The sequence below is a fragment of the Herbaspirillum sp. GW103 genome (genome assembly GCF_000261365.1).
GTDB lineage: Bacteria > Pseudomonadota > Gammaproteobacteria > Burkholderiales > Burkholderiaceae_D > Herbaspirillum.
On sequence record NZ_AJVC01000003.1, the window covers coordinates 1652871 to 1666082 of the forward strand.

The following is a 13212-nucleotide window of genomic DNA, read 5'->3' on the forward strand; positions in this document are numbered from 1 at the left end:
GTGCCAACACCGGAAAGCCGCAATTATAGCGGCATTCAGGCTCAGTCCGGCATCTTGGCCGGTGCAACTTACGCCAACATGACAGCGCCCGGCCATGGTCATGAAAAAGGCGGAAGGGCTTGCGCCGCTTCCGCCTTGGTCATTGACCCGCACAACAAGTTCAGCGGATGGCCGTCGCCAGGGCGCATTGCTTGTAGTGGGCAGCGGCCTGGTCGGGCTGGTCCAGGGCCTCATGCAGCTGGGCCAGGGCCAGGTGCGATTCACGCACGGTGCGGGGTTCGATGGCGTCCGAGAGGGCTTGCTCCAGATGGCGCTGGGCCTTGCCCCACAGCTTCTGGCGCAGGCAGAACATGCCCAGGGTCAGCGCCAGTTCGGCATCCGTCGGGTTCTTGGCCAGCCAGGATTCGCAATGCTCGATCTGCGACAGCAAGGCCGGCGAGCCGGCTTCGGCGGTCGACTCACGATAGGCGCGCAGCAGGCGGATATCCCAGTCGGCAGCCAGGGCGCGTTCCAGCAGACTGCGCGCCTCGTCATGCAGGCCACGGCTGGAGAAGGCCTGGGCCGCCCGCACGGCGATGTAGGGCTTCAACTTGTCGGCACCGGGTACGCCATTCCAGAGCAGGCGAATCGATTCGGCATCGTGCGAGCGGTCCGACAGCAAGGCATCGTAGGACATCTCGCGCAGGCGATTGGACAGGGCCGGATGCAGGGCATTGCGCTTGTCCAGGGTCTGCACCAGGCGCAGTACCTCGGGCCAGTTCTTGGCTTGCTGGTTGGCCTTCAAGGCCCACTGGAGGGCCTGGATGTGGCGGGTGCCGTTGGCGTTCAACTCTTCCACCGTTTCCAGCGCCTGTTTGAAGTGATGTTCGTCCACTTGCAGTTCCAGTGCCGTCATCAGGCGCGCAGCTTTCAAGGTCGGATCGACTTCGGTGCTGGCCAGCCAGATGTCGCGGCGCTCGCCCTGGCGCATGCGGTGCGCGGCACGGGCTGCGATCAGGGCGGCGATGCCGGCGTTGTCGGGCAGGTCGGAGGCGCGCGTGGCAGACTTCTCGGCCTGGCCGAAGCGGCCTTCGAAATAGGCCTTCAGGGCATCGCGCAGGGCCTTGTTGCTTTCATTCTCGCGCTTGGCACGACGATAGGCGATCACGCGGCCGGGCAGCTTCTGCGTCAGGCGGATGGCGCGGATGACCACATAGATGGTCAAAAACACCGCCAGCACGGCGAAGAGGAAGAAGTTCAGGGACAGGTCGATGCGGTACGGCGGATAGAACAGCACCACATTGCCCGGGTTGAAGCGCGCCAGCACGGCCAGGCCGATGGCGGACGCGAAGAGGGTCAGAAGCCAGAGCAGTATTTTCATATCAGGTTCCCGTCAGCGGCTCACGGACGGGCCTTGTAGTTGCGCACGGCGTTGAGGCTTTCGGCCAGCGTGGGCAACTGAATGGAGACATTGCTGCCCTGTACCTGCTTCAACAGCGCCTGGGTAGTCTGGACCTGCTTGGCGCGGGTATCGAAATACTTGGCGATGGTGTCCTGGGCCGACGACAGGTCATTGCGGAAGGCGAACTCGTTGCGCGAGAGCAGGGCCAGGCGCGCATTGAGCAGGCGCAGCTTGAGGTTCTCTCGCACGAAGTAGGCCTGGCCCGGCGAGAGCAGGATCGCTTCCGGTGTCTGCACTTCACGGATGCGCACCAGCTGGCGCAGTTCGGACCACATCTCGGTGCTCATGCTCTGCCAGGTCTCACGCGCACCGGCCAGCCATTGCGACCAGGCCGAGGCTTCGGCGGGTGCGGCTTCGGCCCGGGTCTTGCCATGCTTGGTCTCGCCCTTGGCGGCGGCCTTCACCGGCTGCGGCTTGGGCTCGCTGGCCGACTCCACCGGATGCTCGTCCACCAGCAGCGGCAGGGTATCGACCTGGCCGATGGCGCTATCGAGGCGCACGGCGATGCCGGCGATGTCCACCGTCGGCAGGGCCTTCAGGCGCTCGATGTCATGCGCAATGGCACGACGGATCACGATGAACTGCGCCTTGTCCGAACGCGACAGGCTCTTGTCGGCATTCTGCAGGGCAATCAGCGCACCTTGCACGTTGCCGGCCAGCTCCAGCTGCTGGTCTGCAGTGGAGAGCACTTCCTCGATTTCGGAGAGGGCCCAGTCGTCGCGGTTCTTGTTCAAGTCCTGGTACATCTGCTCCAGCGCCAGCTGCTGGCTCTGGGATTCGGCCTGCTTGCTGTCCAGCACGCTGACCTTGGATTGCAGCTCCTTGGTGCTTTCCTGCACTGACTTGAGCACGCCCTTGAGTTCATTGCTGTTGTTGTCGCCATTCTGCAGGCGCTGCGCGACTTCGCTGCGCAGGTCGCGCAGTTCGGTATGCGAAACCCACCACTGCGCGCCCAGGCCGGCGATGACCAGCAGCAGCACGATGGTCTGCGCACGCTGGCGGCGACGCAGCACCGCCGTGCCATCGGGCGGGGTGAAGGTATAGGACGCCTGCGGCGCCGCTGCACCAACGTTGTGGCTGGCTTGCGGTTGAGGCTCCGGCAATTGGGGGGTGGGTTGCTGTTCGTTCATGGGCTGGATTGTAACGCGGCAAATTACGCGGCCGCTCAGGGAGCGGGTGGAGCAAGGGCGGCAAGCAGGCGTTCGTCACCCGATCCGGTCAGGACCACCTGCACGAAACCCTGCTCCCGCGCGGTCTCGGCGATCCTGTGGTGAGAGACGACGATGCGTTGTCGTTGCAGTTTTACCACACGTTCCTCACCTCCGGCTAGTCTTGCCAAGTGAAGCAAATTGCGCAAGGCCTCGGAACTGGTGATGACCCAGTCGGCCCCGCCATCGAGCAAATCCAGCAGTTGCAGGCGGCTTGGCGCATCCAGTTCGGGGGCCAGGCGGCGATAGGCGGTGAGGAATTGAACCTCCACGCCCTGTTGTTGCAAAGCTTCACTCAGGAAATCGCGGCCGGCCTGGCCGCGCACAATCAGAGCACGCCTGCCGCGCAATTGTTCCAAAGGGAGGGATTTGAACAATTCCTCGGAATCCATCTTGTCGGCGCGTTGGGGGCCGTAGATGGTGGCATTGCCCCCATCGACGCCATGTCCGCGCAAGGCCACCCTGCTGCCCTCTCCCACGATGCCGATCGGCACATCGCGCGGCCATTGCTGCAGATGGGCAAAGACGGCATCGATGGCATTGGGGCTGACGAAGACCACCAGTGCGAAGTCTTGCAGGCGCGCCAGCGTGGCCTTGAGTTCGCTGTCATCGTCCACCGGACCGATGACCAGGAGCGGAAACACCACGGCACGCCGGCCCGACTGCTGCACGCGCTCGGCAAAGCTGCCGGACTGTTGCAGTGGCCGCGTCACGACCACTGGCAACGATGCGGGGGGTTCAGGCCGAAGCGGCATCAGCCTGGGCCTTGCAGGCCGCCAGAATGGCATCGGCGCCGCGCGCCTTGAGCAGCTCGGCTACTTGCGCACCGAGCGCCTCGGGCGCATCCGGCGAACCTTCGGCCTCGGCGGCGGCGGCTTGCGCGCCATCGGGGGTGGCGATCATGGCGCGCAGGTGCAGGCGCTCGCCCTCCAGCGTGGCATAGGCCGCCAGCGGAATCTGGCAGCTGGCGCCAAAGATGCGCGAGACCGAGCGCTCGGCGGCCGAGACCACGGCGGCGGGCTCGTCATGCAGGGGGGCCAGCAGGCGCTTGATATCGTCACGGCCCTCGGGGATCTCGATGGCCAGCGTGCCCTGGCCGGGCGACGGCAGGCTCTGTTCGGGGTCGAGGAAGGAGCGGATGCGCGCCTTCAGACCCAGGCGGTTCAGTCCGGCCACGGCCAGGATGATGGCGGCATAGTCGCCGCGATCCAGCTTGGCCAGGCGGGTATCGAGATTGCCGCGCAGCGGCCTGACCACCAGTTGCGGATAACGCGCGGCGATCATGGCCTGGCGGCGCAGGCTGCTGGTGCCGACGATGGCGCCAGCGGGCAGCGCATCGAGCGAGTCGTAGTCGTTGGAGACGAAGGCGTCGCGCGGATCTTCGCGCTCCAGGATGGCGGCCAGCTCGAAGCCTTCGGGCAGGTCCATGGGCATGTCCTTCAGACAGTGCACGGCGAGGTCGGCGCGGCCTTCGGCCATGGCCACCTCCAGCTCCTTGACGAACAGGCCCTTGCCGCCGACCTTGGAGAGCGCGCGATCAAGAATCTGGTCGCCACGGGTAGTGGTTCCGAGGATATTGATGCTGCACTGCGGATATAATGCGGCCAGACGGTCCCGCACGTACTCGGCCTGCCACATGGCGAGGCGGCTCTCACGCGAGACGATGACGATGTTGGAAGGAGGAAATTCTTTCAAGACGGGCTTTCCGATTCAGTCGTGGCACCCGCGGCCGAGGAGACAGGGAAAGCAGGAGACCGGCGAATCCAGACTGAACAATACGATTAAAAAAAGCGATCGAGGGCAAGCAGCAACGAACATCGATCACAGAGACCAGAAGCGAGACGCACACCAAAAACGAGGCAAACAAACGAGCCAAATTCTAGCACGCACACCCACGGCAATCCGATCCACAAGCACGACTTTCTCCTCCGAAAACCGCAGCAACCGTTGATCATGGCGACCAAAAATCCAACACCACGCAGTGCCCGCTCCACTCCCTCCACCCCCCGCGCCACCGCTGCCACCAAGAGCAGCCCGGCCAGCAAGACCATCAGCAAACCCGCCCGCAGCACCGACAAGGATGCGCCGCTGAAGGAAGACATCCGCCTGCTCGGGCGTCTCTTGGGCGAAGTCGTGCGGGAACAGGAAGGCGATGACGTCTTCGAGGTGGTGGAAACCATCCGCCAGACCGCCGTGCGTTTCCGCCGCGAATCCGATGCCAAGGCCGGCGCCGAGCTGGACAAGCTGTTGAAGAAACTGACCCGCGACCAGACCAATTCGGTGGTGCGCGCGTTTTCCTATTTTTCGCACCTGGCCAACATCGCCGAAGACCAGCACCACAACCGCCGCCGCCGCGCGCACCTGCTGGCCGGCTCCGAAGCCCAGCCCGGCAGCGTGGCCTATGCCCTGTCGCGGCTGGATGATGCCGGTGTCTCGGGCGCACAAGTGCGCAGCTTCCTGAAGGAAGCACTGGTCTCGCCGGTGCTCACCGCCCACCCCACCGAAGTGCAGCGCAAGTCCATCCTGGACGCCGAGCGCGAGATCGCCCGCCTGGTGGCAGAACGCGACCTGCCCTTGACACCGCGCGAACTGCGCCACAACACCGAACTGCTGCGCGCACGCATCGCCACGCTGTGGCAGACGCGCATGCTGCGCTATACCAAGCTGACGGTGGCCGACGAGATCGAGAACGCCCTCTCCTACTACCGCATCACCTTCCTGCGCGAACTGCCGGCCCTGTATGACGACATCGAAGCCGAGATCGACAGCCAGTTCCCCTCGCGCGCCAAGACCCGCACCGCAGAACTGCCGCCCTATCTGCAGATGGGCAGCTGGATCGGCGGCGACCGCGATGGCAATCCCAACGTCAATGCCGCCACCATGCAGCATGCCTTGAAGCGCCAGTCCACCACCATCTTCGATTACTACCTCGACGAAGTGCACACGCTGGGCGCCGAGCTGTCCATCTCCACCCTGATGGTCGATGCCAGCCCGGAACTGCTGGCCCTGGCCGATGCCTCGCCAGACCATTCCGAGCACCGCGCCGACGAACCCTACCGCCGTGCCCTCATCGGCATCTATGCGCGCCTGGCCGCCACCGCCCGTGCGCTGGGCGTGGTCAACATCCTGCGCCAGGAAATCGGTACCGCCGCCCCCTACGCCAGCCCGGCCGAATGCGTGGCCGAACTGGAGGTGCTGGTGAGCTCGCTGCAGGCTCATCACGGTGCCGCCCTGGTCAAGCCGCGCCTGGCCGGATTGAAGCGTGCCGTGGAGATCTTCGGCTTCCACCTGGCCACGCTGGACATGCGCCAGAGCTCCGACGTCCACGAGCGCGTGCTGGCCGAGCTCTTTGCCAAGGCCCAGGTCGAGGCCGACTATGCGGGCCTGACTGAAGAACGCAAGATCGCCCTGCTGCTGGGCGAACTGTCCAGGCCGCGCCTGCTGTATTCGCCCTATCTGCAGTACGCCGATGAAACCAATTCGGAGCTGACCATCCTGCGTGCGGCGCGTGAAATCCGCCGCCGCTATGGCGAACGCGCCATCCGCAACTACATCATCTCGCACACCGAAACCCTCTCCGACCTGCTGGAAGTCTTGCTGCTGCAGAAGGAAACGGGGCTGCTGCACATCGAAGGCAACCAGCTGCACGCGCTGGAGCTGATGGTCATTCCGCTCTTCGAGACCATTCCCGACTTGCGCTGCGCCGCCGAGATCATGCGTGGATGGCTGACCCTGCCGCAGGTCAAGGGATTGATCGCCAAGCACGGCAAGCTGCAGGAAGTGATGCTGGGCTATTCGGATTCCAACAAGGATGGCGGCTTCCTGACCTCCAACTGGGAGCTCTACAAGGCCGAAAACCAGCTGGTGGAACTGTTCAATGAAGCCGGCGTGACGCTGCGCCTCTTCCATGGTCGCGGCGGCACCGTCGGTCGCGGCGGCGGCCCCAGCTACCAGGCCATCCTGGCGCAGCCACCGGGTACCGTCAACGGCCAGATCCGCCTGACTGAACAAGGCGAAATCATCGCCTCCAAATTCTCCAATCCGGAAATCGGCCGCCGCAACCTGGAGCTGCTGGTCGCCGCCACCCTGGAAGCGAGCCTGATGCCGGCCGCCGCCGACGGCAAGGAAGCCAGGAAGCTGGCCGAGTTCGAGCGCGTCATGGAAGAACTCTCCGAACGTGCCTATCGCGCCTACCGCAACCTGGTCTACGAGACCCCTGGCTTCACCGATTACTTCTTCGCCGCCACGCCCATTGCCGAGATCGCGCAACTGAACATCGGTTCGCGTCCGGCCTCGCGCAAGGCCACCCAGCGCATCGAGGATCTGCGCGCGATTCCCTGGGGCTTCTCGTGGGGCCAGTGCCGCCTGCTCTTGCCGGGCTGGTATGGCTTCGGCAGCGCGGTCTCGGGCTGGCTGGAAGAAGCCGGCAACGCCAGGGAGAGCGCAAAACGCCTGGCCACCCTGCGCGCCATGTGCAAGGAATGGCCGTTCTTCGCGGCCCTGCTGTCGAACATGGACATGGTGCTCTCCAAGACCGACCTGGCCGTGGCCTCGCGCTACGCCGGGCTGGTGGCGGACCGCAAGCTGCGCAACACGATCTTTGGCCGCATCACCGGCGAGCATGAACGCACCAGCGCCATGCTCTCGTCCGTCACCGGAACCAAGGATCGGCTGTCGGGCAATCCGCTGCTGGCACGTTCGATCAAGAACCGCTTCGCTTATCTCGACCCGCTGAACCACCTGCAGGTCGAGCTCATCAAGCGCCATCGTGCCACCGCTGCAGCCAAGCGTACGCCGGAAGAGCGCGTGCAGCGCGGCATCCACCTCACCATCAACGGGGTCGCCGCCGGCTTGCGCAATACCGGCTGAGCCAAGCCGTCGTCATGCCAACAAGAGGGCTGCCCGCCGATGCGGGCGGCCCTTTTCGTTTGGATTGCTGCCAGGAGACGCCCCGTCTCAAGTTCAGCGTTTGCATGCCGATAACAGATGGCTGTGATGACATTTGACGAAGCGACAAGCTGTTGCGGGCGGCGCACAAATGCGCCCACGCTTTTGTGGTGGATCAGTTTTTTTGCACCGCAAAACTGAATCCATCCTGCCGCTCAGCGCTTCACTTTTGTAAAATGTAAGCTGAAGAATTCAAATACACATAATCGTTGCAATCCATGAAGCATATTGCTTCAGCGACCATGTTCTTCCGAGGTGGGAATGGTTGCCGGGCGACGATCAGGCATCGAAACAGGGAATCAGACATCATGCGACATTGGGGAAAACCACTGGCTGCGTTCTGCATTGCAGCATCGCTGGCCGTGATCGGCACCTGGGCGCAGGCGGCCGCCTATTCGGCGCCGCCGCCACCACTGGAAGCGCGCCGCGTATCGCTCACCAGCGTGGACAACAAGGGGGGCAAGGCCACCGCGCTCTATGGGGTGTGGATCAAGGCACGCAGGACGCTCAACAGCAAGGGACCGTATCCGACCGTGATCGCGCTGCATGGCTGCGGCGGGCTGTACAGCATCATCAAGGATGGTCGCGGCGAATTCACGCCGCGCCACCTGGCCATGGCACGGGTTCTGACCGATGCCGGCTACAACGTCCTGTTCCCGGACAGCTTCACCCCGCGCGGTCGTCGTTCGACCTGCCAGGACTCGGTGGCCCAGCGCGAGGTCAGCGCCATGAACCGCCGCTTCGACGTCGAAGCGGCCCTGCACTGGGTGACCGCGCAGCCGGACGTGGACGTCAAGCGCATCGCCCTGCTGGGCTGGTCGCATGGCGCCTCGACCGTGCTGGCCTCACTGAACCTGGCCGAAACCGATGTGGCCATCCGCAAGATCCAGCCGCGCGCGGCGGTGGCCTTCTATCCGGATTGCCGCCCCTACGCCAAAACCAGCGAACCCTTCAAGCCGGCCGCACCGCTACTGATCCTGATGGGCGAAAACGATGACTGGACCCCGCCCCAGGCCTGTGAAGCCATCGAACAGAAGATGCAGGGCAGCGATACCGAGATCGCCCTGCGTCTCTATCCGGACACCTATCACGACTTCGACGCCCCCGGTCTGCCGGTGCATGTGCGCATGGACGTGGCCGGCGTCGGCAAGCGCGGCGAAGGTGTCACCAGCGGAGGCAACCCGGATGCGCGCGCCCAGGCCTATCGCTCCATGCTCAACTTCCTGGACGCCAAGCTCAATTACTGAGACAAAGACCGCCGCGGCGCCTCGCGGATTTCGGTCAATGGCTTCACCAACGACAATGCCGGCCCCTTGCGGGAGCCGGCATTGTCGCTTTGCTCGACCTGTTTCTTCACATCGGCCGGAAACCACCGTCCATCGGCGCTCTCCGGCTTGCCTTGCGGTCAGGCGATCAGGTCCTGCATGCCCTCGCCCAGTTCGGCCAGCGGCGGCATGTCCTCGGTGAAGGTGCCTAGGGTCAGGCCCAGCCTGGCGGCCACCTCGCCCGGGAAGGTCGATTCCAGTTCATCGGCCGAGTATTTGTTTTCCTCGGCGCGGGCGCGCCAGGTGGCCAGGTGGACGATGGCGGCGTACGCATCGAACTGACCTTCCAGCGGCTGCGGGAAGGCCTTGATGACCTGCGCGAACTCATCCGGGAAACGCCAGCGGCGCGCCAGCTCGGCTCCCACATCGGCAAAGTCGTAGCCGAAGGACTTGCGCTCCACATCGAGGCGACGGGCATCCAGGGGACCGGCCACCTTGTCCACCTGCAAGGCCTGCTCGGGCATGGCCGCGTGCATGACCAGCTGGCCGATGGCGTGCATCAGGCCCACCGTGAAGGCGAAATCGGAATTGAGCTTGACCTCTTTGGCCAGCCACTTGGCGACCAGGGCGGTATCGAGGCTGTAGCGCCAGAACAGCTTGAGGTCCACGCCCGGCAGCTTCTTGAAGCTGCCGGCCATGCCGGTACTGACCACCAGGGTGCGCACGGTCATGAACCCCAGCATCAGCACCGCATCATCGACGGTGCCGATGGTGCGCGAGACGTGGTAATAGGACGAATTCGCCAGACGCAAGATCTTGGCACTGAGGACCTGGTCGGCGGCCAGCTTCCTGGCGATCTCCTCGATCGAGACCGCGTCGTTGTTGAAACTTTCGATGACTTCCTGCACCACCTTCGGAATGCTCGGCAAGGCAGTTTGCTGCTGAAACAGTGCTTCCAAATTCATGCTTCTCTCCTGTAAGACGACCCCCAGACATCTTGCTCGCTCTTCGCTTGTCAGGACCACCCCCGTGGCATGCCCGGTCGGACGACGCCCGGCAACATCGACGGCAATCGCATCATCCCGGCTGCGCCTCGGCTGGCAGCCCCTTTTCTTCACCGGAAACCTGCAGAACTTCCCCCGGTTCAGTCATCGCGCCTTGAGTATAGCGTCAGCCCTTGTCATCAACACAAGGCTTTTTTGCGGTGCAGGAGAGCTTGCACAAATACAACAAGCAAAAATGATGCCACATGGCAACTTCGAGTGATTTAGTGTGGCCGTGCGCTGCATTTCACCAGCGGCCGGGAACCCCTGAAAAAACTGCCCACAGCAGCGCGCGCCAATGCGAAAAATCCGCATCCCGCAGCATTTCCGGCTGCATTGCCGTGGCTTGGCGCAGTTGTGCTTGCTATAATCGCCCATTCTCCGGAATTCCCTATATGACAGACCAATTTGCTAAAAAGGGCGAAGCCTGGTCGGCTCGCTTTTCTGAACCCGTCTCCGATCTCGTCAAGCGCTATACCGCATCGGTGTTCTTCGACAACCGCATGGCCCAGGTCGACATCCAGGGCTCGCTGGCGCATGCCGAGATGCTGGCCCACCAGGGCATCATCAGCGCGGCCGATTACGCCGAGATCCAGCGTGGCATGGCCCAGATCAAGGGTGAGATCGAGTCCGGCCAGTTCGAATGGTTGCTGGACCTGGAAGACGTCCACCTGAACATCGAGAAGCGTCTGACCGAGCTGGTCGGCGACGCCGGCAAGCGCCTGCACACCGGCCGTTCGCGCAACGACCAGGTGGCCACCGACATCCGCCTCTACATGCGCGGTGCCGTCGACGACATCATTGGCCTGCTGCGCGATCTGCGCGGCGCCCTGCTGGACCTGGCCGAACAGCACGCCGACACCATCCTGCCGGGCTTCACCCACATGCAGGTGGCGCAGCCGATCACCTTCGGCCACCACGTGCTGGCCTATGTCGAGATGTTCGGCCGCGATGCCGAGCGCATGATCGATGCCCGCAAGCGCATCAACCGCCTGCCGCTGGGCGCAGCCGCCCTGGCCGGTACCACCTTCCCGATCGACCGCCTGCGCGTGGCCAGGACCCTGGGCTTCGACGACGTGTGCCGCAACTCGCTGGACGCCGTCTCGGACCGTGACTTCGCCATCGAATTCTGCGCCGCCGCTGCACTGGTGATGACGCACATCTCGCGCATGTCCGAAGAGCTGGTGATCTGGATGAGCCCGCGCGTGGGCTTCATCGACATCGCCGATCGCTTCTGTACCGGCTCGTCCATCATGCCGCAGAAGAAGAACCCGGACGTCCCCGAACTGGCGCGCGGCAAGACCGGTCGCGTCAATGGTCATCTGATCGCCCTGCTGACCCTGATGAAGGGCCAGCCCCTGGCCTACAACAAGGACAACCAGGAAGACAAGGAGCCGCTGTTCGATACCGTCGACACGCTCACCGATACCCTGCGCATCTTCGCCGACATGGCCCGCGGCATCAGCGTCAAGCCGGAAGCCATGCGCGCGGCGGCCCTGCAAGGCTACGCCACCGCCACCGACCTGGCCGACTACCTGGTCAAGAAGGGCCTGCCCTTCCGCGACGCCCACGAAGCCGTCGCCCACGCCGTGCGTACCTGCGTGGACAAGGGTTGCGACCTGGCCGACCTGTCGCTGGATGACCTGCGCGCCTTCTCCGACCTGATCGGTGAAGACGTATTCGCCGTGTTGACCCTGGAAGGCTCGGTGGCTGCACGTGACCATATCGGCGGCACCGCACCCAACCAGGTGCGTGCAGCCATTGCGCAACTGCGCAAGGAACTGAACTAAGCAAGACCTGGCACCACCCTTCGTCCGCAGGCCGGACGTTGTTCGCATGCCGCCGTGGCGCGCCCTACCCGGGCGCGTTGCAGCGGGTTGTAATTGCTGGCGCAGCCTGCCTTTTCGGGTATGCTGTGGCGGCTGTATCGAAAGAGACCGCACAACGGTCTTCAGAGGATGGAGCACAAGTCCCGGCCATCCCGGGCGCCTTTTGCATCATCCTCGATGAAGGAATCACCCTGTGACGTCGCGCGACCCTGTCGAGCGCGCCGTGATGCGGACGATTTCTACAATATCTAACTGAGGAGAGAACTCGATGCAATTCAATACCATGCTCAAGACCATTCCGGCCCTGCTGATCGGTGCCACCCTGTCACATGCCGCGCTGGCTGCCGACATCAAGCTGGGCGTCGCTGAAGCCCTGACCGGCCCGGCCGCCAAGTATGGCGTGGCCATCAAGAATGGCTTCACCCTGGCTTCCGAAGAGATCAATGCCAAGGGCGGCGTCAACGGCAACAAGCTGGCCCTGGTGATCGAAGACGAACAAGGCAAGAAGGAAGAAGCCATCAACGTCTTCAAGAAGCTGATCTTCCAGGACAAGGTGCTGGCCGTCTTCGGCCCCACCCTGTCGAACTCGGCATTTGCCGCCGACCCCATCGCCAACGCGGCCAAGGTCGTGGTCTTCGGTACCAGCAACACCGCTGACGGCATCACCGCCATGGGCCCCTTCACCTTCCGCAACTCCGTGATGGAAGCCGACGTGCTGCCCGTCACCGTCAAAGCGGCCGTGAAGCACTTCGGCATCAAGAAGGTCGCCGTGATCTACGGTAACGACGACGCCTTCACCAAGTCCGGCTACGACGTCTTCAAGGCCACCCTGGAACAGCAGAAGATCCCCGTCACCACCACCGAGGCCTATGCCAAGGGCGACGTCGATTTCAAGGCCCAGCTGACCAAGATCAAGGCCGGCAACCCGGACGCCATCGTCTGCTCCTGCCTGGCTGAGGAAGCCGCCAACATCATCCTGCAAACGCGCGCGCTGGGCATGAAGCAGCCCTTCATCGGCGGCAATGGCCTGAACTCGCCCAAGCTGTTCGAGATCGCCAAGGATGCCGGCGACAACACCCTGATGGGCAGCCCCTGGTCGGCCGAAAACCAGACCCCGGCCAACAAGGCCTTCATGGCAGCCTACAAGGCCAAGTTCGGTTCGGACCCGGACCAGTTCGCCGCGCAAGCCTATGACGCCATGTACATCATGGCCGATGCGATCAAGGGCGTGAAGCTCTCCGGCAACCTGGCCAAGGACCGTGACGCCGTGCGCGCCGCGCTGCCGGCCGTGAAGATCGAGGGCGCCACCGGCAAGTTCGCCTTCCGCGCAGCACCGGCGGTAGCGGGCAAGCAGGTCGGCTTCGATGCGGACCAGGAAGCCATCGTCAACATCGCCAAGGGCGGCAAGTTCGTCCTGCTGAAGTAAGCAGCCCGAGGCCGTAACAACGGTCGCTGCCGGAGCACCGGCGGCGACCGTTT

General features: G+C 63.9%; 9 protein-coding genes. 4 read left to right on the forward strand and 5 right to left on the reverse strand.

The window, feature by feature from the left end; genetic code table 11:
* Positions 1–160: 160 nt before the first annotated feature.
* The 4 genes from GWL_RS10920 to hemC are packed head-to-tail and all read right to left on the reverse strand — an operon-like array spanning position 161 to position 4344.
* Positions 161–1360: a heme biosynthesis protein HemY gene (locus GWL_RS10920; RefSeq protein ID WP_008329818.1), complete on the reverse strand. Its 1200-nt coding sequence runs from the start codon at positions 1358–1360 to the stop codon at positions 161–163.
* A gap of 20 nt (positions 1361–1380) precedes the next feature.
* Positions 1381–2571 carry a uroporphyrinogen-III C-methyltransferase gene (locus GWL_RS10925; protein WP_008329819.1) on the reverse strand — a complete coding sequence of 397 codons (1191 nt, stop codon included), beginning with the start codon at positions 2569–2571 and terminating at the stop codon, positions 1381–1383.
* Between the two features lie 35 nt (positions 2572–2606).
* A complete protein-coding gene (locus GWL_RS10930) occupies positions 2607–3404 on the reverse strand; it encodes a uroporphyrinogen-III synthase (protein WP_034350444.1) in 798 nt (265 codons plus the stop codon).
* On the reverse strand, positions 3388–4344 hold the full coding sequence (gene hemC, locus GWL_RS10935; RefSeq protein WP_008329821.1) for a hydroxymethylbilane synthase: 957 nt from the start codon (positions 4342–4344) through the stop codon (positions 3388–3390). The genes GWL_RS10930 and hemC overlap by 17 nt, the downstream gene beginning before the upstream one ends.
* Positions 4345–4602: 258 nt before the next feature.
* On the opposite strand from hemC, the gene ppc reads away from it, so the two are divergent.
* Positions 4603–7518, forward strand: a complete 2916-nt coding sequence (gene ppc / locus GWL_RS10940) for a phosphoenolpyruvate carboxylase (RefSeq protein ID WP_008329823.1) — start codon at positions 4603–4605, stop codon at positions 7516–7518.
* A 386-nt stretch (positions 7519–7904) separates the two neighbouring features.
* Entirely contained in the window at positions 7905–8843 is a 939-nt protein-coding gene (locus GWL_RS10945) for a dienelactone hydrolase family protein (protein WP_008329829.1), read from the forward strand.
* A gap of 158 nt (positions 8844–9001) precedes the next feature.
* On the opposite strand, the gene GWL_RS10950 is transcribed toward GWL_RS10945, so the two are convergent.
* Complete coding sequence (locus GWL_RS10950; RefSeq protein ID WP_008329834.1) at positions 9002–9826, reverse strand: HDOD domain-containing protein; 825 nt, start codon at positions 9824–9826, stop codon at positions 9002–9004.
* Between the two features lie 473 nt (positions 9827–10299).
* On the opposite strand from GWL_RS10950, the gene argH reads away from it, so the two are divergent.
* Both argH and GWL_RS10960 read left to right on the forward strand, forming a co-directional pair.
* The gene (gene argH / locus GWL_RS10955) at positions 10300–11694 is read left to right on the forward strand and encodes an argininosuccinate lyase (protein ID WP_008329836.1); all 1395 of its coding nucleotides are present in this window, start codon (positions 10300–10302) and stop codon (positions 11692–11694) included.
* A 307-nt stretch (positions 11695–12001) separates the two neighbouring features.
* Complete coding sequence (locus GWL_RS10960) at positions 12002–13159, forward strand: ABC transporter substrate-binding protein (RefSeq protein ID WP_008329840.1); 1158 nt, start codon at positions 12002–12004, stop codon at positions 13157–13159.
* Positions 13160–13212: the final 53 nt, after the last annotated feature.